At 33.4% G+C, this 24,549-nt stretch carries 22 protein-coding genes and 2 tRNA genes; 15 read left to right on the forward strand and 9 right to left on the reverse strand.

Going from position 1 to position 24,549, the window contains the following annotated elements; translation table 11 throughout:
* Positions 1-10 precede the first annotated feature (10 nt).
* Positions 11-442, reverse strand: coding sequence for an OsmC family protein (locus ACFWU4_RS01675; RefSeq protein ID WP_411124237.1), 432 nt, complete (start codon positions 440-442; stop codon positions 11-13).
* Positions 443-508: 66 nt separating this feature from the next.
* Between ACFWU4_RS01675 and ACFWU4_RS01680 the strand changes: the two genes are divergently transcribed.
* On the forward strand, positions 509-1,111 hold the full coding sequence (locus ACFWU4_RS01680) for a carboxymuconolactone decarboxylase family protein (protein WP_411124239.1): 603 nt from the start codon (positions 509-511) through the stop codon (positions 1,109-1,111).
* A 63-nt stretch (positions 1,112-1,174) separates the two neighbouring features.
* On the opposite strand, the gene ACFWU4_RS01685 is transcribed toward ACFWU4_RS01680, so the two are convergent.
* Complete coding sequence (locus tag ACFWU4_RS01685) at positions 1,175-1,744, reverse strand: uracil-DNA glycosylase family protein (RefSeq protein WP_411124241.1); 570 nt, start codon at positions 1,742-1,744, stop codon at positions 1,175-1,177.
* A gap of 41 nt (positions 1,745-1,785) precedes the next feature.
* Positions 1,786-2,457: a 16S rRNA (cytidine(1402)-2'-O)-methyltransferase gene (gene rsmI / locus ACFWU4_RS01690; RefSeq protein ID WP_411127208.1), complete on the reverse strand. Its 672-nt coding sequence runs from the start codon at positions 2,455-2,457 to the stop codon at positions 1,786-1,788.
* 88 nt (positions 2,458-2,545) lie between these two features.
* Between rsmI and ACFWU4_RS01695 the strand changes: the two genes are divergently transcribed.
* Entirely contained in the window at positions 2,546-5,941 is a 3,396-nt protein-coding gene (locus ACFWU4_RS01695) for a gliding motility-associated C-terminal domain-containing protein (protein ID WP_411124243.1), read from the forward strand.
* On the opposite strand, the gene ACFWU4_RS01700 is transcribed toward ACFWU4_RS01695, so the two are convergent.
* Both ACFWU4_RS01700 and ACFWU4_RS01705 read right to left on the reverse strand, forming a co-directional pair.
* The gene (locus ACFWU4_RS01700; protein ID WP_411124245.1) at positions 5,942-6,295 is read right to left on the reverse strand and encodes a DoxX family protein; all 354 of its coding nucleotides are present in this window, start codon (positions 6,293-6,295) and stop codon (positions 5,942-5,944) included.
* Complete coding sequence (locus ACFWU4_RS01705; protein WP_411124246.1) at positions 6,295-7,041, reverse strand: hypothetical protein; 747 nt, start codon at positions 7,039-7,041, stop codon at positions 6,295-6,297. The genes ACFWU4_RS01700 and ACFWU4_RS01705 overlap by 1 nt, the downstream gene beginning before the upstream one ends.
* 83 nt (positions 7,042-7,124) lie before the next feature.
* Between ACFWU4_RS01705 and ACFWU4_RS01710 the strand changes: the two genes are divergently transcribed.
* From ACFWU4_RS01710 to ACFWU4_RS01740, 7 genes are all read left to right on the forward strand, one after another.
* On the forward strand, positions 7,125-7,772 hold the full coding sequence (locus ACFWU4_RS01710; RefSeq protein WP_411124248.1) for a thymidine kinase: 648 nt from the start codon (positions 7,125-7,127) through the stop codon (positions 7,770-7,772).
* The gene (gene alr / locus ACFWU4_RS01715) at positions 7,765-8,874 is read left to right on the forward strand and encodes an alanine racemase (protein ID WP_411124250.1); all 1,110 of its coding nucleotides are present in this window, start codon (positions 7,765-7,767) and stop codon (positions 8,872-8,874) included. Before ACFWU4_RS01710 ends, alr begins: the two co-directional genes overlap by 8 nt.
* Before the next feature lie 82 nt (positions 8,875-8,956).
* Positions 8,957-9,361, forward strand: a complete 405-nt coding sequence (mscL, locus tag ACFWU4_RS01720; protein WP_411124252.1) for a large conductance mechanosensitive channel protein MscL — start codon at positions 8,957-8,959, stop codon at positions 9,359-9,361.
* 185 nt (positions 9,362-9,546) lie between these two features.
* Positions 9,547-10,536 (forward strand): aspartate-semialdehyde dehydrogenase, encoded by a 990-nt coding sequence (locus ACFWU4_RS01725; RefSeq protein ID WP_411124254.1) that lies wholly within the window; start codon positions 9,547-9,549, stop codon positions 10,534-10,536.
* Between the two features lie 162 nt (positions 10,537-10,698).
* Positions 10,699-12,066: an SO2930 family diheme c-type cytochrome gene (locus ACFWU4_RS01730; protein ID WP_411124256.1), complete on the forward strand. Its 1,368-nt coding sequence runs from the start codon at positions 10,699-10,701 to the stop codon at positions 12,064-12,066.
* 10 nt (positions 12,067-12,076) lie between these two features.
* A complete protein-coding gene (locus ACFWU4_RS01735; RefSeq protein ID WP_411124258.1) occupies positions 12,077-14,557 on the forward strand; it encodes an FG-GAP-like repeat-containing protein in 2,481 nt (826 codons plus the stop codon).
* Positions 14,558-14,625: 68 nt separating this feature from the next.
* Positions 14,626-15,540: an ABC transporter ATP-binding protein gene (locus ACFWU4_RS01740; RefSeq protein WP_411124260.1), complete on the forward strand. Its 915-nt coding sequence runs from the start codon at positions 14,626-14,628 to the stop codon at positions 15,538-15,540.
* Here the strand turns inward: ACFWU4_RS01740 and ACFWU4_RS01745 are convergent.
* The gene (locus tag ACFWU4_RS01745; RefSeq protein WP_411124262.1) at positions 15,523-17,256 is read right to left on the reverse strand and encodes a WYL domain-containing protein; all 1,734 of its coding nucleotides are present in this window, start codon (positions 17,254-17,256) and stop codon (positions 15,523-15,525) included. The two genes, ACFWU4_RS01740 and ACFWU4_RS01745, sit on opposite strands and share 18 nt — an antisense overlap.
* Positions 17,257-17,805: 549 nt before the next feature.
* Between ACFWU4_RS01745 and ACFWU4_RS01750 the strand changes: the two genes are divergently transcribed.
* The 6 genes from ACFWU4_RS01750 to ACFWU4_RS01775 all read left to right on the forward strand — a co-directional run bounded on the left by ACFWU4_RS01750 (position 17,806) and on the right by ACFWU4_RS01775 (position 21,463).
* Positions 17,806-18,357, forward strand: a complete 552-nt coding sequence (locus tag ACFWU4_RS01750) for a hypothetical protein (protein WP_411124264.1) — start codon at positions 17,806-17,808, stop codon at positions 18,355-18,357.
* Between the two features lie 31 nt (positions 18,358-18,388).
* Positions 18,389-18,709, forward strand: a complete 321-nt coding sequence (locus tag ACFWU4_RS01755) for a hypothetical protein (RefSeq protein WP_411124266.1) — start codon at positions 18,389-18,391, stop codon at positions 18,707-18,709.
* Positions 18,710-18,860: 151 nt separating this feature from the next.
* Positions 18,861-18,933: transfer RNA gene (locus ACFWU4_RS01760), tRNA-Pro, on the forward strand.
* Positions 18,934-18,939: 6 nt separating this feature from the next.
* Positions 18,940-19,023: transfer RNA gene (locus ACFWU4_RS01765), tRNA-Tyr, on the forward strand.
* 47 nt (positions 19,024-19,070) lie between these two features.
* A complete protein-coding gene (locus ACFWU4_RS01770) occupies positions 19,071-20,465 on the forward strand; it encodes an RtcB family protein (RefSeq protein ID WP_411124268.1) in 1,395 nt (464 codons plus the stop codon).
* 119 nt (positions 20,466-20,584) lie between these two features.
* On the forward strand, positions 20,585-21,463 hold the full coding sequence (locus ACFWU4_RS01775) for a hypothetical protein (RefSeq protein WP_411124270.1): 879 nt from the start codon (positions 20,585-20,587) through the stop codon (positions 21,461-21,463).
* Between the two features lie 9 nt (positions 21,464-21,472).
* Here the strand turns inward: ACFWU4_RS01775 and ACFWU4_RS01780 are convergent, their stop codons facing one another.
* From ACFWU4_RS01780 to ACFWU4_RS01790, 3 genes are read right to left on the reverse strand one after another with little or no spacing between them, the layout of a single operon-like run.
* Positions 21,473-23,725, reverse strand: coding sequence for an efflux RND transporter permease subunit (locus ACFWU4_RS01780; protein ID WP_411124272.1), 2,253 nt, complete (start codon positions 23,723-23,725; stop codon positions 21,473-21,475).
* A gap of 2 nt (positions 23,726-23,727) precedes the next feature.
* Complete coding sequence (locus ACFWU4_RS01785; RefSeq protein WP_411124273.1) at positions 23,728-24,291, reverse strand: 4'-phosphopantetheinyl transferase superfamily protein; 564 nt, start codon at positions 24,289-24,291, stop codon at positions 23,728-23,730.
* On the reverse strand, positions 24,291-24,542 hold the full coding sequence (locus ACFWU4_RS01790; protein ID WP_411124275.1) for an acyl carrier protein: 252 nt from the start codon (positions 24,540-24,542) through the stop codon (positions 24,291-24,293). The genes ACFWU4_RS01785 and ACFWU4_RS01790 overlap by 1 nt, the downstream gene beginning before the upstream one ends.
* Between the last annotated feature and the right edge of the window lie 7 nt (positions 24,543-24,549).

Here is a 24,549-nt window from a genome sequence, read left to right on the forward strand (position 1 = left end):
GGAGAAATTCTTATCGCTTTGTCGCTATATGATAAATAATATTTGTTTCAATCTTTGCAAACTTTCTGAACATTTCCATGACTCCGCAATACTTATCGACAGATAATTCTACTGCACGTTCACATTTTTTTTTGTTTAAATCAGTTCCGTAAAAATGATAGTCAACAACGACTGAATGATAATATCTCGGATGTTCATCAGTTAATTCACCAGATACATCAATTTTAAAATCGTCAATATCTTCTTTCATTTTATCTAAAGTAGAAATCACATCTAGGGCAGAACAGCCAGCTAAAGAAGATAGCATCATAGCTTTTGGAGACAACCCATAACGCTCATCTTGTCCATCAATATTTGTATCCATTGTTACAAATTTTCCACTTGGATTATCAGATTCAAAAGTTAATCCACCTTTCCAATGTGTTGTGATTTTATCAGCCATTTTCTTTTAGTTTAAAAATTAGAAATCCTATCTTGTACATTCAAAAATACCACTAAAAAAATAACTATGGCATTAGTAACACCATTGTCTGCGGACCATGATTTAGAAACAAAAGAATTAGCTGAATTCTTTAACGAAACCCTTGGGTTTTGCCCAAATTCAGTCTTAACCATGCAACGCAGACCAGCAATATCTAAGGCTTTTATAAACTTAAATAAAGCTGTAATGGCAAACGAAGGTCGTGTAAGCTCGGCCTTAAAACGTATGATTGCTTGGGTAAGCAGTAACTCAACAGGTTGTAGATATTGCCAAGCCCATGCGATTAGAGCTGCGGAGCGTTATGGAGCAGAACAAGAGCAATTAGATAACATTTGGGAGTACCGAACGCATGCAGCATTTTCTGATGCTGAGCGTGCTGCTTTAGATTTTAGTTTAGCTGCTTCTGTAGTACCTAATGCTGTTAATGCGGACATCAAAAAAAGATTATATGAGCATTGGGATGAAGGCGAAATTGTAGAAATGCTAGGTGTGATTTCTTTGTTTGGTTACCTAAATCGTTGGAATGATTCTATGGGAACTGATATCGAAGAAGGTGCTGTAGAAAGCGGAAATAAATATTTAGGAAAACATGGTTATGAGGTTGGGAAACATGATGGAAGTCAGTATTAGACTTTTAAAACGCTTTGCTTTTAGATAAATTAGATTAAACCTCATCAGAAATGGTGAGGTTTTTTATAATATATTATAAACTGTTTTCTGTAACTCAGAAACCACCAATTCCTCAAACCAAGGATTCTTACTTCTCCAAAACCTATTCGTTGGCGATGGATGTGGAATGGGAAAATACTTTGGCAGATAGGACTTGTACTCTCCAACAGTTTCTGTCAACGTTCGTTTAGCTTTGTCTTTTAAATAATACCTCTGTGCATAAGCACCAATTAAAATTACCAATTCTACTTTAGGCATTTTATCTAGTAATTGATGATGCCATTGTGGTGCACATTCTGGTCGTGGTGGTAAATCCCCTGTTTTTGCTTTTCCTGGATAACAGAATCCCATTGGTATAATAGCAAAGTTTTCTGTGTTATAAAATTGCTCCTCTGTAACATTGAGCCATTGCCTTAGTTTCTTTCCGCTTTGATCATCCCAAGGAACACCAGATTCGTGAACTTTTATTCCTGGCGCTTGGCCAATGATTATAATTTTAGAATGGATTTGAGCAGTAACTACAGGTCTTGGACCTAATAGAAGGTGTGCTTTACAAAGGATACATTGGCTTATGTTATTCAGCAATTCTTCCAAATACATTAAATTATATCCTTAAATAAATTCAGGATGATAAGTCATTTTTTACCAGCAACAACTATAACAATCTCGCCTTTTGGTGGTTTATTAGTATAATGCTCTAAAACTTCTTTGGCCGTTCCCCTAATGGTTTCTTCATACAGCTTTGTTAACTCTCTAGAAACAGACACCAATCTATCTTCTCCAAAATACTCGCAAAAATGACCTAAAGTCTTTATTAACTTGTGTGGACTTTCATAAAAAATAATAGTTCTGGTTTCTTCGGCTAATAATAACAGTCGTGTTTGGCGACCTTTCTTTACAGGCAAAAAGCCTTCAAAAACAAATTTGTCGTTTGGCAAACCACTATTTACTAATGCAGGTACAAATGCTGTTGCTCCAGGTAAACAATCTACCTCAATATTATTTTCAACGCAAGCTCTTGCTAATAAAAAACCAGGGTCAGAAATTGCTGGTGTACCAGCATCACTAATAACTGCAATTGATAGGCCAGATTTTAGTTTTTCAATTAATCCATCTACTGTTTTATGCTCATTATGCATATGATGGCTTTGCATTTGTGTAGTGATTTCAAAATGCTTTAGAAGTTTTCCTGAAGTTCTGGTGTCTTCAGCCAAAATTAAATCTACATCCTTTAAAACTTCAATAGCTCTAAAGGTGATGTCTTTTAAATTTCCTATTGGTGTTGGTACCAGAAATAGTTTCATAATAATTATTCTAATACATCAAAAGTACAATCTTTCATTTTTATTACGCAACCATTCCGTATATTCTGTATCTTACTATAAAAACCAACTAGTGCTAAAATCAATTTATCTTTTTATCTTATTAAATTTCAGCCTGTTTATTTTATCAGCGCAAACAACCGACCTATCAATTGCTATTGAAGCTCAAAATTTAGACGGTAATGCGATATCTCAAATAAATATCTATGAAGATTTTCAATATCTAATTACAATTTCGAACAACGGTAATGCTGTAAATAACGCATCTATATTAATAGATTTTGATGATGATTTAAGCCTAATTTCTTCTACTTCACAGAATAGTGTTAATGGAGCCTCTGATGTTACTAACATTGATGATATAGATAATGTCTTAACCGCTTCTATCGCGAATATGCCTAATAACTCTAGTATTGAGTTATTGGTTATTGTAACAGCTCCGACCAATTTAGGCGGTATTGCAGCAAATGGAACTGTTAGTCCACCAACAAGTACTACAGATACAAATACTAGTAATAACCAGTCTATAATATCCATTGATGTTTTAGATATTGTTATTGACTTTTCTGTAACACATACCCAAATACAACCTACAGCAGGAACACCTATTAATGCTTGGGGAGATGAAGTGACATATCAATTTACAATTACCAATAATAGTACTATTGATTTTCCTGTTGATATCATTTCTGGGAACCTTAATTTAGCTTCACCATTTGATAATGGTCAACCATTTGTTGAGTTTATTTCTCTTGAGTGTCTTGGTGCCACAAATGGAACACAATGCCCAGACACTACTGATGTAACCTCAACCTCAATTGCAGTACAAACTACTGAAACAATTTTTGACTTTAATACGGAAACTGAAGTCACCTCTGATGGCAGTATTACTTTTGAAGTCGTTTACAGGTATTCTAATTTTTCTTGTTCGCCAAACCCAATGCCTATCGATGTTGATAGTCTTATTCAAATTAGCCTTAGTCACTCTAATGTGTCATCAAATAATTCCAACAGTGTAACCACTAATTTACTTAATGCAGATTTATGTCCAGAAACTGATATCTGTATTGAAACCGTACAAATTGATCCAGATATAAGTTCTTCGTTAGGATATGAACAAGACATAACCCTAGAAACAACCGTTTGTAATAATGGTCCTTCTGCTGCTCCTATACGTTTCTTTCTTCAAAATTTATCCCCATTAACATGGAATATTATTTCTATTAATTGTTTAGGAACTACTGGCCCTGTAACTTGTAATGATTTTACAATATCGGACAATGGGCAGATTTGGGTAAGCAATGATTTTACCTTGCAACCAAACACTACAATTACTATTGAAACCATAGTAGAATATTTAGAACCCTCTTGCAGCACAACCCAAAATAATATTACAGCTTTAATACGAAGTGCGACGAATATTTTAGATTCTGAATTGATAGATACAAATTTAGATAACAACAATTTTTCAAACTTTCTTGAATTTCCTCCAGCGGAACCTTGCGATGCTTCCAATCAATCAGATTTACAAGTAACAAAAACACAAGTTAGTCCTACATTACCAATAGGAGAATCTCAACAAAGTACCGCAGAATGGGGTTTAGTTACTTATGAAATTACGGTAATTAATGTTAGTGAAGATGTTGCTATTATAGAATTACAAGATCATATGCCAGTTCCTCCATCTGGAGCAACACCTATAAATGCCACTTTAACATCCGTAGAGTGCGTTGGCACGACTGGAACCGCATCTTGTTTTACAATTGAAAATTCATATATAGGCGAAATATTCGATGGTATTACAGAAGATGGCTCATTTGATACGTTCTGGGAAATACTACCAGAAGATAACTGGGAATTACCTGCTAATAGCTCAGTAACCTTTAGTGTTACTTTAGATTGGCAACCAGAATGTTCAGAAAATTCTATTATTGGTACAAATGTAGTTCGTGTTAATTATGCAAACAATTTAGTAGACATTAGCCCTATAAACAATATAGCAGAAGTTAACACCTATTTTGCCCCATGTATAGATTTAGTTGTACAAACCTACCCTGAATTTGTTTCAGTTGATACTAATCAAACTTTTAATTGGATTGTCGATGTAAGTAATAGTACAACAAGCTCAACTGCAACAAACACTATTTTTGAAAACACCTTAAACTCAGCATTTAGCATTACTGGTGCAGTAACTTGTAGTGTTGTTTCGGGTAATGCAATTTGCGCGCTCTCTTTTGCTACTAATGGTAATTTTATAAGTGGTATAATTCCTTCTATGGAGGCTGGTTCTACAGTTAGAATTACTATTCCTGTGACTGCACCGAGTTTTGGCGGTGCTTTTAACAATGTTGCAGAAGCATCACCAAGCGCAGCAGACAATGAGGAATTAACACCAGAAACAAATATCTCTATTAATAGTGTACAAGTTGTCTCACCTGTTCTTGAAAAATCTTTTTTTCCAGATACAATTTTTGAAGGTGCGGAAAGTGAATTAACTTTTACCGTTTTTAATATCGCAAATAACCCTACACAAAGCAGTATTTCATTTACTGATAATTTACCCTCTGGTGTAACAATAGCCGCAATGCCAAATTGGATTCAGGACAATGGATGCACAGCTAATTTTATTGGTAATACTGGAGATGATTTTGTCGGAATTTCTGATCTGATTTTTCCTGATGGTGTGGAAAGCTGCACATTTTCAGTAATTGTAACTTCAGATATTGCAGGAATATATATTAATAATTTTGAAAATTTTACGAATACCAATAATATAAACACTTCACAAACGATTGCTTCACTAAACGTTATAATAGATAATTCTAATGTAGATATTGAAGTTTTAAAAACTGTTGAACCAATGGAAGTGATTCTTGGAGACGAGGTGACCTTTACAATTACCGCTACAAACCTAGGATCTGACGTTGGAACACAAATTGAAATTATTGACCAATTGCCGTCTGGGTATGAGTTTACGTCTCACTCAACTACTTTAGGAAGCTTTGATGAAAGTACTTTTATTTGGAGTATTATGAGCTTATTCCCAGATGAATCTGGCACATTAAATATAACTGCTAGAGCAATTTCTTCATCTGATTTGTTGAATGTGGCTGTTTTAAATTCTCTAAATGAAATTGATAGAGACCAATCAAATGATGAGGGTAACGCTTTTGTTGAGATTTCGAATTGTCTTATCATTCCACAGGGTATTTCCCCAAATAACGATACAAAAAATGATTTTTTAATAATTCCATGTATAGAAGACTATCCTGATAATAGTTTTAAAATTTACAATAGATATGGAACTCAAGTATATCAAGCAAAAAATTATAGAAATACTTGGGATGGTGAATCTAATATGGGATTCCCGAATCATTCTGGATTATTACCAATTGGTACTTATTTTTATATTTTAGAAATTAAGGGATTTAATAAACCGCTACAAGGTTATATATATCTTAATTATTAGTTAATCTCTAATGTATTTACCTAAAAAGTAAGAAACGAATAAGATAGGTATTGTGTAAAAAGATAATCCTATTGGATGTGCTGCATTATGATGTGCTAGAGTGGCTAAGACTAAATCGAAGAAGAAACCAGCATAAGCCCATTCTGTTAGCCACTTATTTGGCCTCCATAGTATCATAACAATACCTAAAAACTTTGCAACTGCCAAGGGTATTACAATATATGTTGGGTAATTAAAGGTTTCAAAAAAGCCTTTAATCATATTCGTCTTTATGAAATACATAGATGCCGAATAAAAAAATATCCCACATAAAACTGCGGTACTTAACCAGTAAATAGTTTGCTTGGTTCGCATTAGTTGAACTTACCTTCTACAATTTCGATAAAACGCGTTTCGTAATCTTCTTTACCCTCCCAGTTATTATAATCTGGTTTTACCATTTCTAATATTAAGCTACGCGCTTCATTTAAAGAATCTGTTGTATTTATCTGAGAAATAACACGGTCATAGTCTTCATTCTTTCCTTCAAATAAGTGTTTTATAAAGGCTAGTTTATCATTAAGTCCAATTTGAAGAGTTTTCCCTTTTAGTTTATCATTTAAGGACTTTTTTCCTTGTTCAGCTTGTCTTTTTTGCGCGTCTTCTATTGGCTCAAATTCTGGCATAACAGCAAAATCTGAGGTTATAGTTTCAAACTCAATAGTTGTAGGAGATTCTTTTGCTATTGCCTCTTCAACAATAACATCAATTTCTTGTGTCTCTTCTGGCATTTGTGCTACCATGTCCTTAATTTTCTCCATTACGGGTTCCATGATGCCGTCATCCTCGCGCTCATCTAAATTAACATAGGTCTTGTTACCAACTTCAATATTATCACTGATTTTATTATTGAAAGCCGTATCTAACATGTCAAAAAAGGAAGAATCGTTTCCAATAGTTGGCATATCATCCTCAAAATTCTCTTGAGCAAATTTTAAAACTGTAAGTTTTTCGTATAGTTTAGCGACTTCTTCATGCATTCTATCTACATCCTCTCTACCTTTCAGTTTTAGAATCCTATGAGCAATGCTTACTAATTCTGATTCTAGTTTCTTTTTCATCCTAATAACTTTTGATTTTTAATAAATTTGATTGACCTTTATACAAACGAATAATTACTACGTTTTAGTGCTAAAATTACGAAATGTTTCTTGAAAATACTGTAAATCAGAAAGAACAATTTGGGTGGATAGAAGTGATTTGTGGATCAATGTTCTCTGGAAAAACCGAGGAATTGATTCGTAGATTAAAACGCGCCAAATTTGCAAGACAAAAGGTTGAAATTTTTAAACCAGCCGTCGATGTGCGTTATGATGACGAAATGGTTGTGTCGCACGATTCTAATGAAATTCGTTCTACACCTGTTCCTGCTGCAGCAAATATTCCAATACTTGCTGATGGTTGTGATGTTGTTGGTATTGATGAAGCTCAGTTTTTTGACGATGAAATTGTAAGAGTTTGTAATGACTTAGCCAATAAAGGGGTTAGAGTAATTGTTGCCGGATTAGATATGGATTTTAAAGGTAACCCATTTGGGCCAATGCCTTACCTTATGGCTACTGCAGAATATGTTACTAAAGTACATGCTATTTGTACAAAAACAGGAAACTTAGCCCAATATAGTTATAGAAAATCGCAAAGTGATGATCTCGTTTTACTTGGTGAAGTGGATGAATACGAACCACTAAGTCGCGCAGCTTATTATAAAAGTATGCTTCGTGACAAAGTGAAACAAATGAAGGTTTTGGATGCTGAAGAAATCAACACAAAAGAAAATAAATCTGATGTCTAAAGCGCAAGAAACAGTTTTAGAAATTGATTTAAATGCTTTAACACATAATTTCAATTATTTAAAATCCAAATTAAAGCCCAAAACAAAATTCTTAGCAGTTATAAAGGCTTTTGCTTATGGTAGTGATTCTGCAGAAGTTGCTAAACATCTTCAACAGCTAAAAGTAGATTACTTTGCAGTAGCCTACACTAGAGAAGGAGTTGCTTTAAGAGATGCTGGGATTACAACACCAATACTTGTTCTGCATCCGCAGACTACAAATTTTGAAACTATAATAGATAGATGCCTAGAGCCAAGTTTATATAACGCTAAAGTATTAAATGAATTTATAAAAATTGCTGAACAACAATCCCAGAAATCCTATCCTGTACATATTAAATTTAATACAGGACTTAATCGTTTGGGGTTCTGCAAAAGAAATGTGGATTTTATTATTGAGAAACTAAAAGCCACAAATGCTATTATTGCTAAATCTTTATTTTCTCATCTCGCTGCAAGCGAAGATAAAAATGAACTCGAATTTACTAACGATCAGATTTCAACATTCAAATCAATTGCTAAAGAATTTAGCGATAAAATAAATTATACTCCTTGGTTACATTTATGCAACACCTCTGGTGTTTTAAATTATGCTAATGCGCATTTCGATATGGTACGCTGTGGAATAGGCTTATATGGTTTTGGTAATTCTGCTAAGGAAGATAACAGCCTCAAACCAATAGCAAGCCTTAAATCTATTATCTCTCAAATTCATAAAATTGAAAAAAATCAAACAGTAGGCTATAACAGAGCCTATAAGGCTGTAGATATAGAAAAAACGGCAACAATACCTATAGGTCATGCCGATGGAATTAATCGTATTTATGGAAATGAAAAAGGGTTTGTAATTATTAATGGCCAAAAAGCAGCGATAATCGGTAATGTTTGCATGGACATGATTATGGTTAACATTACCAATATAGACTGTAATGAAGGTGATGAAGTCATTGTGTTTAATTCTACGTATAAAGCAAGTTGTCTTGCTGAATCTGTTGGTACAATTTCCTACGAAATTTTAACGTCAATATCCCAGCGTGTAAAACGCTCTTATCTACACAAATAACATTTTTTTAACATATTGTGACTTTTTTAGCTATTTTAGTGTCATAATTAACATATTAACTAACTATTTAAAACACTAAATTATGTTAAAAGAATTTAAGAATTTTATTATGACAGGTAACGTGATTGATTTCGCTGTAGCTGTTATTATGGCTGGCGCTCTTGGAGCTGTCATAAACGGTTTTGTTTCTAACATTGCTATGCCTTTTATAGGTTATTTCGCAGGTGGAATGAACTTTGAAGATCTTCATTATGCTATGGATGGAGCTGAATACGCATCTTTAGCAGCAGCTAAAGAAGCAGGTGCAGCAGTCATTGCTTATGGTGCGTGGATTAACACAATTATCAACTTATTAATTGTTGGTTTAGTAATGTTTATGATTGTAAAAGCATATAACAAAACTAAAGCACCAGCTGAAGAACCTGCACCAGCAGGACCATCTGAAGTTGATTTATTAACTGAAATCAGAGATGCTCTAAAAAAATAAAACGTTTAGCGACACCGCTACACTATTTATTAATAATTAAACCCAGACGAATGTCTGGGTTTTTCTTTTTCAACCTAAAAAGTTAAATAGTTAACATTATGTTTTTTCTTGTTAAAGGGCGTAATTAATTAAAAACAAGGTTCTTTTTTTACGTAATTTCGCTTAAAAATTTTTAAAAAATAGAAATGAAAGTAGCAATAGTTGGTGCAACTGGTTTAGTAGGAAATGTAATGCTTAAAGTATTAGAAGAACGAAAATTTCAATTTGATGAATTATTACTAGTAGCTTCTGAGCGTTCAGTAGGAAAGAAAATGATGTTCAAAGAAAAAGAGCACGAGGTTATCAGTATTCCAACAGCAATAGAAAAACGTCCAGATATTGCATTGTTTTCAGCGGGTGGAAATACATCTTTAGAATGGGCTCCAAAGTTTGCTGAAGTTGGTACAACTGTAATCGATAATTCATCCGCATGGAGAATGGATTTATCTAAAAAACTAATTGTTCCAGAAATTAATGCCAATCAACTTTCTAAAACAGATAAAATTATTGCAAATCCAAATTGCTCTACAATACAAATGGTGATGGCATTAGCCCCTTTACATATTAAATATAAAATTAAGCGTATTGTTGTTTCTACATATCAGTCTGTTTCTGGCACTGGTATAAAGGCCGTTGAACAAATGGAAAATGAAATTGCTGGTATAAAAGGAGAGATGGCCTACCCATATCCTATTCATAAAAATGCTATTCCTCATTGTGATATTTTTGAAGAAAATGGATATACCAAAGAAGAAATGAAATTGGTTAGAGAAACCCAGAAAATATTAAATGATCATACTGTTGCTGTTACAGCAACTGCTGTGAGAATACCTACGGCTGGTGGTCACAGCGAGGCTATAAATGTAGAGTTTGATAATGACTTTGACTTAACAGAAGTCCGTCAACTTCTTAATACAACAGACGGAGTAACCGTTCAAGATAATTTAGATGTTAATGTATATCCAATGCCAATGTACGCTAATGGTAAAGACGATGTTTTTGTTGGCCGTATTAGACGTGATGGGTCACAACCTAATACACTAAATTTATGGGTTGTTAGTGATAATCTCAGAAAAGGAGCTGCAACAAATACTGTGCAAATAGCAGAATATTTAGTTGAAAATCATTTAATTTAATCTTTCTATCTATTGCATTATAAAACTTGTTCTTAGGTTATCTATCTTATTTTTAGGGTTTTAAACGATTTAAATAAAAAACCTTAGATTTAGCAGAATTTTTTTACAAATCGTAGGGTTTTTATCTACTCAGTTGTTTAATAAATATACGATTGTAGCCATATGCTAAAAAAACATATTATTGGCTTACTCTTTCTGTTAGTTCTACTGCTTATTTCCTGTGGTACGGATGACGCTATAACATCTTTAGATATTGAAACTACCTCAGATTCAGTAGTCTTATCGCAAAACACAGAAATAGAAATTTTCATTTTTCAAAATGATAATTACATACCAAGTAATGGGGAGTTAACACTCTCGAACCCTTCTTTAGGTACTGTCTTTATAAATGATCCTAATAACACACCTAATAATCCAAGTGATGATAGTGTGATTTATACGACGAACTCTAATGTGGTTGGTGCAGACACTTTTCAGTACATTATTTGTGATAATTTAGGAAATTGTAAAACAGAGAATGTATCTATAACTATTACATCTTCAACAACAGTAAATTTAAACTTAGAAACAGTACCATATCAGACATTATCTGAATACAATTTCTTTCAAGAAAACATAAAAGATTTAAATCCCAATTTTGGAGTTTTGCCATATACGCTTAATTCTACTCTTTTTACAGATTATGCTAAAAAAAAGAGATTTGTTTGGATACCAAATAATACCAAAGCAACATATATAAATGATAATGTGTCGTTAGATTTTCCGATAGGGGCAGTACTTATTAAAAACTTTTATTATGATAATGTTTTGCCTAACGATACAACTAGAATATTAGAAACTCGTTTAATGATTAGAAAATCAGAAGGGTGGATATTCGCTAATTATGTTTGGAATATAGAACAAACTGAAGCCGTCTTAGATCTCAATGGGAGTTTCGTTGATCTTCAGTGGCAAGAAAATGGAGAAACAAATACGGTACAATATAGAATTCCTTCAGAATCGAAATGCTTAACATGCCATAAAATCATGGAAATACCTGAACCTATTGGCCCAAAACCGAGGAATTTAAATCTCGACTATACTTATTCCGATGGAACACAAAATCAACTTGATAAGTTAATGGCTATAGGATATCTAGAAAATTCAATACCAAATGATATCTCTAAATTACCTGATTATAATGACGCTAGCGAGTCATTAGAAAAAAGAGCTAGAGCATACCTTGACATCAACTGTGCACATTGTCATTCTGAAGAGACCCATTGCTCCTATAGATCTATGCGGTTTGATTTTATTGATACTGAAGACCATAGCAATATTGGAGTTTGCGTAGATGCGGACACAGATATTGGAGAGGGTCTTGGACATATAGTTGAGCCTGGTGATCCTCGTAATTCAGTATTACATTTTCGATTAAGTTCGGTAGAGCCTTCAACTCGTATGCCGCTTCTTGGGAGAAGCCTTAATCACACTGAAGGTATAGAACTGATAGAAGACTGGATAAACTCATTAAATATTGATTGCAACTAAACTAAATACTATGAAACAAATATTACTTTCTACTTTCATTTTCACTTTGATTTGTGTTAATGTAAATTCACAAGTATTAAACCAAGATGCTTCATGGCCAAATGAAGATTGGAACCTTTCGGGTGTTTACGATCCTCTTTTTTTATATGAGGACCCAACTACAGCTGGTGGTTCGTCATCATTCTCTTTTGATGACGATGATGCTGGAAGTGGTTCAATTAATTTTGTGGCAACTGAGTCTCCGATTATAAATGTTGCAGCGGCAGCTAATGCGGGCGAGACATACCTAAGCGTTTCATTTCTTTATGTTTTAAACGTTATTGGAAACGAAATACTAAGCGTACAGTATTGGAATGCTGATAGTGGCTTGTGGGTGAATTGGGGGACTTCCGCTGATGAGAATACAGGTTCTACTAGTAACTTTTGCTCTAGACCTAGAACGATGTTTACAACTGAATTCTTAGATATTACTTCTTTTTCTAATAACCAACAACAAAACTTTAGATACCGCATATTATATGATGACAACCTAACTTATGGTTGGGGCTTTTGTGTAGATTCACCAATAATACGTTCTTCCAATCCACCAGCTTGTCCCGAAGTAAATTCTCTAACCACAAATAATATATCTTTTAGCAGTGTTGAAGCAAATTGGAATGCAGGAAGTTCAGAAACGTCTTGGGAAGTCGCTATAGCTTTAGCGTCGGAAAACGCACCAGCATCTGGTATGATTTCAAATAATACAACATTTAATTTCACTGGCTTAATTCAAGAAACAAACTATACCGTTTATGTTAGAGCAAATTGCAACACAGATGGTTTTAGCTTGTGGGAAACGATAAACTTTACAACTAGCACCGATTTATCAAGTTACCCGGTAACATTTACCTCCAATCCCATCAATACATCAGAAACTTATGATATTGCTTTGGTTGATTTAAATGGTGATTTTCTAGATGATGTAGTTTCTGTAGGTTCTACTAATATAAATGTTCATTACCAATTAGCAACAGGTGGCTTTAATGAAGTAGATATTACTACGACAGCAGCAAATTTTTTACCAAGCTGGAGTCTAGCTGCTGGTGATTATGACCGTAATGGTTACAACGATCTTTTGTATGGTGCTGGCTCAGGTGTCACCTTTATGCGAGCTAATAATTCAGGTACTGGTTATACCGAAATTTCTGGGCCTGAAGATATATTTTCACAACGTTCTAATTTTGTCGACATTAATAATGACGGAAATTTAGATGCTTTTGTTTGTCATGATGTTGAAGCAAACGTCTACTACATTAATGATGGTTCTGGTAACTTAAATTATTATCAAGGTGAAGCACCAGGAGTTGTCCCCAATGGTCTTGGTCTCACGCCTGGTGGTGGTAACTATGGTACTGTTTGGATCGATTTCGATAACGACAGAGATATGGACCTTTTTATAGCTAAGTGTCGTGGCGGATCTACAACTATAAGTACAAACGAGTTATGGAGAAATGATGGTAATGGGTCATTTACAAATATCGCCGACAGCAATGGATGGTATAATTCCAATTATCCATCTGTTGGACACAATAATTCTTCCAATCTGGGAGATAATGTACAAACCTGGTCATCAGCATGGGCAGATTTTGATAATGATGGAGACATGGACGTTTATGTAGGAGCAAGTAGTTTAAGCAATGGAGACTCTAAACTAATGCGTAATAATGGGGACGGAACATTTACGGATGTAACTGCTGGTTCTGGCGTTTTAGATGCCTCTCTAGGTATTGAAAATGCCCCAGCGGATTTTGATAATGATGGAAACATAGATGTGCTTTCAAACGGTGATATATTATTTGGAAATGGTGATCTTACATTTAATAATTTTGCTAATAATGTACCTCCAACTGGCGCTATAGGAGATGCAAATAATGACGGGTTTTTAGATGTTTTTAGAAGTGGACAGATTTACATGAGTAATACCAATTCTAACAATTGGGTGAAAATTAATACAGTTGGTACAATTAGTAATATAAATGGTATTGGAGCGCGTGTAGAGCTTGTAACGTCATCTGGCACACAAATTAGAGACGTAAGAAGTGGCGAAGGTTTTGAGTTTATGAGTAGTTTAAATACACATTTCGGCATTGGTGCAGAAACTTCAATAACGAGTATTACAATTTACTGGCCATCAGGTATTATAGATGTTATATCAAATCCCTCAATAAACACAACTCATAACATTGTAGAGGGTGCAGTATTAACAGTTGAAGATGAAACGCTAAAGGATTTAGTCATTTACCCCAACCCTGTTGAAGACATTTTAAATATTGAAACTACCACAGATATTACAAATTATATTGCAACTGTTTTTGATCTAAATGGCAAAAAAGTACTTAATCAAAGGGTGATATCAAAAACTTTAAAGGTATCAAATCTAGAAAGTGGTATTTACTTTTTGAGACTAGAATCTAAGGGAAAAACAACCAAACGTAAGTTTATAAAAAAATAGATTACAAAGAGACCTTATAAAATTACCGTTTGAGAAATCAGGCGGTTTTTTTATATTATTTTTGTTCCATGCTTCTGGTAAAAAACATCTCTTTTAGTTATTCTAAAACACCCATTTTAAAAGATTTAGACTTTAGAATTGAGAAAGGAAAAAATCTTGCTGTTATAGGTGAAAGTGGATCTGGAAAAAGTACACTTCTCAGAGTAATTTACGGAGAATACGATTTAAATAATGGCCAAGTTTTCTGGAAAAACACAGAAATACTTGGCCCTAAATATAATCTAGTTATAGGTTATGATTTCATGAAGTACGTAACTCAAGAATTTGACTTGATGCCCTTCATAACGGTTGAAGAAAATATTGGTAAACACTTGTCTCGCTTTTTTCCTGAAGAAAAACAAAAACGTACAGATGAGCTTATAAAAGTTGTTGAGCTAGAAGCGTTTGCAAAAACCAAAGTTAAAAACTTGAGTGGTGGTCAAAAACAACGCGTTGCATTAGCACGAGCCCTTGCTAAACAACCTGAAATTTTATTATTAGATGAACCTTTTAGCCATATCGATAATTTTAAAAAACAATCCTTAAGACGTAGTGTTTTTAAATATCTAAAAGATAATAAGATCACCTGTTTGGTTGCTACTCACGACAAAAATGATGTGCTTGGGTTTTCGGATGAAATGATTGTAATTCATGAAAATAAAATCATAGCAAAAGACACCCCACAGAATTTATATAAAAATCCCAAACTACCATTAATCGCATCGTTTTTTGGTGAATTTAATGTTATAGAACCTTTTGGAATTGTTTATGCCCACCAATTAAAAATTGTAGATAACTCAAATTTAAAAGCTGTGGTGAAACAATCTTATTTCAATGGAAACTCTTGGTTAATTGAAGCTGACTTTAATAGTAAATCTATATTTATTAAACACCATTCACAATTGACAAAAGAGAAAAGTATTAATTTAGTTATTGATAATTAAAGATTCTCTTTCGGCATAATTCAATCCATTTGGTAACTCAATTGAAGAGAATTCTAAATGTAATACACGCCTTCTGCGTTGCACTTTGGATTCTGAAGAAGCATGTAATAAAAGTGGTTTCAATAACTGTACTCCACCAGATGCTACTTCGCTAACAAAGGGAATCGAATTAGAGCTTATTAATTTAACCTCATCATCACTAAGACGCTTATTATGAGAACCAGGTATTACTTTTAATGCACCATTTTTAACAGTCGTGTCATCTAAATGAATGCGCATAGAAAAGGTGTTTTTAGAAATATGTTCTGGTGGTCGTACACCTATAACATCTTTCTTATTTGTCCATGATGAAAACCCTTCAGTATCTATTCTTTCTAAAACATTAATTGGTACATCTTGGTGCCATGTTACATACCAATTATCATTAGGTGATTTATCAAAGAATATCGCTTTAGTCAAAAATGCATTCTTGTCTATTGATCTCACAAGCTTTCTGAAATTTTTATTGAACACTATTTCCTTAATTTCAGGCATTTTTTTTAAAACTTCTCTCATACCAAAAGGCTGATCTGCATTACCTTTAAAATAGTTGTCAAACCTTCTTTTTAATTTCCTAATGTCGCGTTTTGTGTATACATGATTTAGGATACTAAAACCCTTATATTCTAATCGATTAGATATTGATCTTAAATTCTTATCATTAATTTCTGTTTCGTAAGCATCTACCGCGTCATAAAGCCGTTCTTTTATATTTCGTTTTAACCGTTCTGGCGCAATGACTTTTATACCTTCACCTAAACCCAAAATCTCTTTTTCAAGCTCAAAATTTAACTGAACCAGTAAAGAAATTGTAACACCATAATGATCTCTACTTACTTCTCTTTGCGAATGATGAAATGGTTTGGTTAATACGTATGGCGCTTGCTTATGATTAATATAAAGCAAAATTTCTTCGGGCTTCAATGTAGGGCTAACTGAGACACCGATAGCATTTTGATAAAACGTTTCAGTATTAAAATTCGAGTCATGAACATAAGGCTCATAGCTCTTGTTAACTGAAATAATACGATCTAAAGCCAAATTCATAACACCTTCATTTTTTCGTCGTTTACCGATAACAAACCATCTATTTCTATATTCTTTTAAGAGATAAGGATGAAAAACAAAAGTACTTTCCTTACGAGCTTTAAAAGATTGGTATGTCATTTCAATAGCTTCTTTTTTTAGAATAAACTGATATAATTGATCTAAAAATTCTAAGCCTTTTAAGTTTTCATTCTTTTCAAAATCTATAAGTGATTTCTCTTGTGATTTTTGCGTATAAACATGGTCCTCTAATTTTTGAACCATGCTGCCCAATTCTGAAAAATGAGAAAACCCTTGAAACTGTTTTAAAAAAGAGACTGCTTCAGATAATTTACTTAAATCTTGGTTAGAAATTGGACTATTGGTTATGCTGTAATCTTCATTTTCATACTTATAAAATTTGCGATTATAAACTACTATTGGCGCATTGTAGCCCAACTTATCACTACGCATCATTTGTAAGTCTAATTGTACTGTACGTTTACTAACATCAACATCTTTACCTTCATACTCATAAAGTGCATCTGAAACTGCTTCAATTAAATCATTGAGCGTCCATTGCCTAAAGTTATTTTGAAGGCATTTGTCTATGGTTTTATATCTTATTAATGCGTTTTTATTTACTGCCATTATTATTATCAATATGATTGCTTTTTAAAGGTAAAAAATTACTACGCAATAATTCTGCGTAGATATTAAAAGTCACGAAAAAGCTGTTATTTGAAAAAATATTTGCTTTTTTCAAAAAAATATAATACTTCGTATTATGGTCGCAAATTTTAGATGATTTAAAAAATAAATTTGGTAAAGTCCGAAAATTATTTAAATCTTTGCAGCGCATTTCAACCAAAATAGAAGTTGAATTAAAAATTAGAAACTATGAGTTTATTTATAACATATCAAAAAAGTCTGGAGGCTATGCCGCCTTCTGTGACGCTTCGTGATTATCGTTAGATAAACTTTTCAAATTTATAAATGAAAAATCCGAAGCCAATTAAAAACTGTTTCGGATTTTTTGTTTTCTATCGTTAACCATTCGGTTAAAATATTTCCAAAGCAGTACTAATTAAAATTGAAACTTAATGGCATGCTGAGCTTGTCTAAGCATCTCATTTAAGTTAAAAATGCAATAATAATATTTAAAATAAGACCCTGAAACAAGTTCAGGGCAAGAAAACAATGGACACGAATTTGTTAAACAATTACGTGCTTAAAGCCATAGACGCTTATCCATATGCAATAGAAGAAACTGTAGAAAATCTAAACTACGCTTTGTCTTACGAATCTAACAACGCTTATGCTTTGTATTTAATGGGTCGTTTACAAGCCGAGCAATTAGGCGATTATGAAAAGGCAAAATACTATTTCGCCGAAGCATTAGCCAGCAAATTAGATTTTATAAAAGTATACCCAAGGTACATCTTGGTTTTATTATGGAATAGGGATTATGATGAAGCACAGAAATTAATTGACTTTGCCAAAACCGCAAAAGGAGTTGGAAAAGGAGAGCTTTTGGTTTTACAAGCACAACTTTTTGAATGTCAAGAATTATATAAGAAAGCCATAAAGGCTTTTAAAAAAGCGAAGTTGTTTATTTATAACAACAGCTACAATTCATTTGTTAATTCTGAAATAAAAAGAGTTGAGAATAAGTTAAAGCCAAAGAAAAAAAAAGCTTCCAAAAAGAAAACATCTAAAAAAGCGAAGTCGAAAAAAAAGAAAAATAACTAAAGGCCATCAGGTTTTAAAAACAAATATAATTATGAAAAGACAAGAATTGCTAAACCGATTCCTCTCGGGAACAGACAAAACAGGACGATTCATTGTAAGTTCAAAAATTACAGGTATTACATATTTTATTGAGCCCATAGACAACGGAAAGCCAGATAAACTTTGGGGAGATGTCGATCCGGCAACAAATAAACTGACTGGAGATTATGGCAACAAAGTTGTTGGAGCCGTTAAGGAAAAAGATTCTTTAATTACTAAAGATAATGGGTTTGTAAACATTTTAACCTTCAAAGGAAGTCCCTTAGGCGTAATAGATCGAAGAGATAAAATCTACGAACTCAATAAAGTTTAAAAAATATTTTTACTACGCAAAAATATTGCGCAATAGTATAAAATATTTGCAGAGTAATTAATAAGAAGTCTTTTGGAATCAGACTTTAAAAGTAGCGCTCCACCAGACAAGGAAGCTGGTGGAGCTTAATAAAAGTTCTTTAAAACAAAAGCTGAGAAGATAACGGTTGGTTGTTTACTCGCCTTGGACGCGAGAGGTTGTAGGTTCGAATCCTGCTTCTCAGACAAAACGGAAGCATTGAGTAATTGGTTGGCTCGCGAGATTGTAAATCTCGTTTCTGGCAGAACGTGTAGGTTCGAGCCCTACTGCTTCCACAAAATAGATTCGGATAAGAGTTAAGAATGATAAAAAATTAAAAAATATGAAAACAAAAATCACAGGTCACGATTTATTAGCCTTAGGTTACAGACAAGGTAAATGGATGAAAGAAGCCATTGCTCATATTAATGATAATGCATTAGAAGAAGATGCTTTGGCAATGTATTTAGAACAATTTAAATCACCGGAACCAATAGAGTTACATGCAAAGACAATTGACTTTTCTATAAATATTAAGGCAGAAAACGAAGAAGAAAAAGATAATGTTGCTAAAGTGATTAACTCTATGCAGACGTTGATGAAAACACCAACATTAGTTGATGGCGCTATCATGCCAGATGCATGTCCTGCTGGTCCAGATGGAACAATTCCTGTTGGTGGAGTTGCGGTTGCTAAAAACGCCATTCATCCAGGTATGCATAGTGCAGATATTTGTTGCTCTGTAATGTTAACCGATTTTGGTAACGCCGATCCAAAAGACATTCTGGATGCTGCACACGCCAACACACATTTTGGTCCTGGCGGACGCGATAGAGATTCGCAATTTAAATTTCCAAAAGAATTATTAGACGCTTTTGAAGCTAACTATTTTTTGAATGATGGACAAATGATTCAAGCAGCAAGATCTCATTTAGGAACACAAGGAGATGGTAATCATTTCTTGTTTGTTGGCACCTCTAAAAAAACAGGTAACACCATGATGGTTACACATCATGGATCGAGAGGTCCAGGTGCAAGATTGTATACAAAAGGAATGAAAATCGCTGAACGCTTTAGAAAAGAATTATCACCAGACACAAAGAAACAAAACGCTTGGATTCCTTTTGAAACTGAAGAAGGACAATCCTATTGGGATGCTTTGCAAGTAATAAGACAATGGACAAAAACCAATCACGAAGTATTGCATAATTCGGTGGCCGAAACTTTAGAAATTACTATTGAAAACAGATACTGGAACGAACATAACTTCGTCTTTAAAGATGGTGATTTGTTTTACCATGCTAAAGGGGCAACACCATTAGATGCTAAGTTTATGCCAGATATTAATGGGCCACGATTGATTCCGTTAAATATGAGCGAACCTGTTTTAATTGTTGAAGGCGCTACTACAAACACTAATTTAGGTTTTGCGCCACATGGAGCTGGTAGAAATGTGAGTAGAACCCAACATAGAAAAAGTAAAACAGGAACCACAATACAAATCTTTAAAGAAGAAACACGCGGTTTAGATATTCGGTTTTTCTCAAAGGAAATTGATATTACTGAGTTACCATCTGCTTATAAAAACGCAAAAGCCGTTAGAGCTCAAATGGATGAATTTAATCTCGGTAAAGTCATTGACGAAGTGATGCCTTATGGTTGTATTATGGCAGGTGATTTTCAAAAGAATGCACCTTGGAAATTAAGACGTGAGAAACGTAAAAGAAATAGACGTTAATTTTTAGAATGGAAAAGTAGACTGACTTTGGTTGGTCTGCTTTTATGATTATAATCCATATTTCGACATTCAAATTAAAATTCCATATCTTTATTCATAGCACTAAAAGCTAGCTCTAAATGATCAAATTTAAAGTATTCTTACAAATTTTATTTATTTGTTTGTTATTTACATCTTGTAACAATGAGCCTTATGAGGATGGTCCATTTTCGGGCGAAATTATTATTGATGATGATCATGACGATGATGACGATAACAATAATGGTGGCGACGATGACAATAATCCTGCTGAGCAAGCGCTTTTGGTTTCGCAAATACGTATTCAACGTCCAGGCAATTCTCAAGTATATACCACCGATTATATCTATGACTCTGAAAATAGACTCATCCGTGAAGAAGATTCTGATGGTTATATTTTAAATTACGACTATGAAGATAACAGATTGGTTGGCACAAATAGCTCAAATGGAATAGATAATTCTGAAGATATTTTAGAATATTACACTTATGATTCTCAGGGGAAAATAGATGCCGTAACGATAGATATACAAGAAGTGCCAAACCCTTATACAATTCGTTATAACTATATTTCAGATAATACTGTTATCGAAGGTTTCAGGACACTTACAGGACAATTAGAAGAGCGACAATCTTATTCGTTAACAGGTAATATATATTTACTCGATGAGTTTAATTCTGATGGTACATATTCTGAGTTTTTTGTGCATGATGATAAGAATGGTGCTTTTAAAAGTATGGCGCAACGCGAAGCAATTGCAAGTATAAATTCTGAAAATTTACCAAGTTCACTGCTGCGTTTCGGATTAAATAATCCGACATTACGAGAATTTAGAGTAAATGCCATTCTAACTCAATCCTTAACATTTTCGTATACCTACAATGACGATAATTACCCCGTTTCAATTACAGAGGTGTTTACAAATAATGGCGTCACCCAAACTTCAGTATATTCATTGACGTACATTACTGCACAGTAAACAAATCAATTACTTATCAAACCTTTTCAACAAAGCAGGCAAATAAAAGATGTCCGTTATTAAAGCAATGGCCACAGTTACGGCACAAAGCAATCCGAAATCTCTGACCGATGGTGTTGCGCTAGAAGCAATAATTAAAAAACCACCCACTAAAGCGATTGTTGTTGAAAAAAGTGCTCCTCCTGTATAGCGCATTGCATTATCCATGCGCGTAATTGGTGAGCCATCAATAGCCTTGCTTTTTTTGTATTTGTAAACCAAATGAATGGTGTCATCCATCGCAATACCGAGCATAATTGGTGTAATCATAGCTGTTGACACATCTAATGGAATACCTAAAAGGCTCATAAAAATAGCTAAAACCGTAAGTGGTAACAAATTCGGAATCAATACTAAAATTGTAGTTCTTAAACGTTTTATAAATATAAGTAGGCATAAAAACGCAACAAAAAAAGCAGCGAAAAAGGACTTAAATTGGGTTTCTAAAATAAAATTGTTAAGCTGAGAAAAGACGACGGCAAATCCATTTATCTGCAGGTTATAATCATCAGTATTAAAAGTAGATTCAAAATCTCGTTTAATATCATTTAGCACTTGCTCTAACTCTGAGGTACGCATTTCCATTAGTGTTAATGTAAAACCAGCAGTAGATAAATCTTCAGAGAATAATTTGAAAAAGCTATTCTCATTAGCATCAACCTCAGAAAGTGTGTTTTTTAATTTTTCTTCAGACACATTAGATTGAAATAAAACAGGAGTCCGTTTCTCTAAAAATGATTTTATTGAAATTACAGAAACGGGAGAAGAAATAAGCGGGTTTTTCTGGAGTTTATTATGAAAAGTTTTAAGCTTCTTGATGGCATCTTTGTTTAAAATTGTAGACCCATTTGCTGTTGAAATATTTAACTGAAGTCTATTACTACCACCGAGCTCTATTTCTACAGTTCTTAAATCCTGCTTGGCTTGTCCTTCGGCTAATAAATCTCTAGAGTTTGTATCTATATCTACTTGAAAAATAGAATACGTACCGAATAAAAGAATTGCAGTAAAAACAACAATTATAGACGTTGTATAGGTTGTTGTAAAACCATTTAACCAATCTATAAATTTGCTCTGAGAAATGCTTTTTATACTTAAAACGGGCTTAGCCTTCTTGAAATTTAAATTCATAAAACTAAAGCCAATGATGGTAATCACATAGACTAAAATAAAGCTCATTACCAATCCTATGCAGGTAAAAACACCCATGTTTTTAAACGCTGGTAATGGGGATAAATACAAAGCAAAATAGCCAACAAATGTGGTGAGTGTGGTATAAAAGCAAGGTGTAAAACTTCGTCTTAACGTAATGGCTAATAAATCAATTCTTGAAACATTTTCATTATCTAACCCTTCTTTATGATAAATATTAATAATATGCACGGCATCACTTACACTATACACCATTAAAATGGTAGGAATCAGCATGGATATCATGTTTAAGGCAAAGCCCATTGACGTAATAAGCCCAAATAATAAACTTACGGGAACCGCCACAGATAATAATGCAATAAAAAGATACCGTTTACTTGGTAATAGAAATAAAAGAAGAATCGTGATAACTAAAACCGTTAATATCCCAAAAGTTAAACTCTCCTTATATATACCTTTACTATAAGCCTCGTTTAGTACTGGAGGCCCTGTTAAATAATAATTTGAATACGATTTATCAATAACACTTCTAATCTCAACAGCGATATCTTGTCGCTTCTCTTCAATCGTCGGAGTTGGCTTCATCTGAATATAAAAAAACTGATTTCTATAATCTTTAGTTACTAATTGAGATGTAATGTCTGGCAACTTTGAAAACAAGCTTTTTAAACCTTTATCACTACGTTTTGGATTATATAAGTCATCAAAATTAATTTTATTATTGGCGTATGTAGGATACTTTGCTTTAGCCAAGCTAAAGGTGGTTTTTACATAAGGAAGTGCATCAATAGCCTTGTGTAAATTTTTTAAGTCATTGACTTCCGTCTCACCTATAGCATTTTTAACAGGCAGCATGGCAATGAAAATCTCGTCTGATCCGAAATTTTCTTGAAAATCAATGTAGGCTTTATAGCTAGGGTCGTCGTCTAAAAACCAAATAGAAAGAGAATTGTCAACACTAAGCTTATTTAGTGTTTGATGACCCGCAAAGGCCATTAAAACACCAAGGATTACAATAGTTGCAATTCTGAATTTTATTATTAATCGGATAATGTTTTTTAATCGATTCATGATTAACAAATAGCATATGCACCATAAATACCATGATGCGAGATACTTAGATTAATTTTAGTTGATTTATAAAGCACTAATGGCACTCCATTTTTAGTTTTTATAATACTTAGTTGGGATTTATCAATTGACTTTGTTTCAGAAATTAAATTTAAAACCTGTAACCTAAGTTGTTGACTTTGAATTAGTGCGTCTTTAGAATTAAATCTTACAACTTTAGATGTCATTTTAAGTCGCTCTAACCTTGCCTCAGAAATAATATATTTAGACGTAACCTTTGTTTGTGCATAGCACACATAGTTGCAGTATTTAACCAACCATTGCTGATTCTTAAGCTCACATTCAAATTGTTTTGGGTTGTAAAAACGACTTGAGTTTTCTTGAGTATATAACTTATAAGCAGCTTCCTTAATACTCCATAATTGCCAAACCATAAGAAATGGATTGCTTGAGTTATGAATATACGCTTGTTCTTTCGGAGTAAAGAGTTTATCTAAGAAACGAGGACGACGCCAATTAGTTGTCGTTTTGGTTTGAGCAATATCTACAATATCGTTACCGACCATTAATGAGACAGCTTTGAGTTGACAATTTCCATTGCAGACTTAACATCTAGCATTTTCTCCATGTCTTCATTTTCTAAACGGATATCAAACTCATCTTCTATATCTAAAATAATATCTACCAGGTTTGCAGAATTAATTTTTAAATCTTTCACAAAATCAGTATCTGCTGATAAGTTTTTAAAAGCGGCTTCGTCTTGAATATAAGGCGCAATAATAGTCTTTAATTTGGCAATTAATTCATCGTTTGTCATAACTCAA

This window comes from Winogradskyella sp. PE311 (genome assembly GCF_046545555.1).
Lineage (GTDB): Bacteria > Bacteroidota > Bacteroidia > Flavobacteriales > Flavobacteriaceae > Winogradskyella.

Excerpts from the sequence above, each read along its gene's own strand:
- ACFWU4_RS01675 (WP_411124237.1), bottom strand. The coding sequence starts at position 442 with ATGGCTGATAAAATCACAACACATTGGAAAGGTGGATTAACTTTTGAA.
- ACFWU4_RS01680 (WP_411124239.1), top strand. The coding sequence starts at position 509 with ATGGCATTAGTAACACCATTGTCTGCGGACCATGATTTAGAAACAAAA.
- ACFWU4_RS01700 (WP_411124245.1), bottom strand. The coding sequence starts at position 6,295 with ATGCGAACCAAGCAAACTATTTACTGGTTAAGTACCGCAGTTTTATGT.
- ACFWU4_RS01705 (WP_411124246.1), bottom strand. The coding sequence starts at position 7,041 with ATGAAAAAGAAACTAGAATCAGAATTAGTAAGCATTGCTCATAGGATT.
- ACFWU4_RS01710 (WP_411124248.1), top strand. The coding sequence starts at position 7,125 with ATGTTTCTTGAAAATACTGTAAATCAGAAAGAACAATTTGGGTGGATA.
- alr (WP_411124250.1), top strand. The coding sequence starts at position 7,765 with ATGTCTAAAGCGCAAGAAACAGTTTTAGAAATTGATTTAAATGCTTTA.
- mscL (WP_411124252.1), top strand. The coding sequence starts at position 8,957 with ATGTTAAAAGAATTTAAGAATTTTATTATGACAGGTAACGTGATTGAT.
- ACFWU4_RS01725 (WP_411124254.1), top strand. The coding sequence starts at position 9,547 with ATGAAAGTAGCAATAGTTGGTGCAACTGGTTTAGTAGGAAATGTAATG.
- ACFWU4_RS01730 (WP_411124256.1), top strand. The coding sequence starts at position 10,699 with ATGCTAAAAAAACATATTATTGGCTTACTCTTTCTGTTAGTTCTACTG.
- ACFWU4_RS01735 (WP_411124258.1), top strand. The coding sequence starts at position 12,077 with ATGAAACAAATATTACTTTCTACTTTCATTTTCACTTTGATTTGTGTT.
- ACFWU4_RS01740 (WP_411124260.1), top strand. The coding sequence starts at position 14,626 with ATGCTTCTGGTAAAAAACATCTCTTTTAGTTATTCTAAAACACCCATT.
- ACFWU4_RS01745 (WP_411124262.1), bottom strand. The coding sequence starts at position 17,256 with ATGGCAGTAAATAAAAACGCATTAATAAGATATAAAACCATAGACAAA.
- ACFWU4_RS01750 (WP_411124264.1), top strand. The coding sequence starts at position 17,806 with ATGGACACGAATTTGTTAAACAATTACGTGCTTAAAGCCATAGACGCT.
- ACFWU4_RS01755 (WP_411124266.1), top strand. The coding sequence starts at position 18,389 with ATGAAAAGACAAGAATTGCTAAACCGATTCCTCTCGGGAACAGACAAA.
- ACFWU4_RS01770 (WP_411124268.1), top strand. The coding sequence starts at position 19,071 with ATGAAAACAAAAATCACAGGTCACGATTTATTAGCCTTAGGTTACAGA.
- ACFWU4_RS01775 (WP_411124270.1), top strand. The coding sequence starts at position 20,585 with ATGATCAAATTTAAAGTATTCTTACAAATTTTATTTATTTGTTTGTTA.
- ACFWU4_RS01780 (WP_411124272.1), bottom strand. The coding sequence starts at position 23,725 with ATGAATCGATTAAAAAACATTATCCGATTAATAATAAAATTCAGAATT.
- ACFWU4_RS01785 (WP_411124273.1), bottom strand. The coding sequence starts at position 24,291 with ATGGTCGGTAACGATATTGTAGATATTGCTCAAACCAAAACGACAACT.
- ACFWU4_RS01790 (WP_411124275.1), bottom strand. The coding sequence starts at position 24,542 with ATGACAAACGATGAATTAATTGCCAAATTAAAGACTATTATTGCGCCT.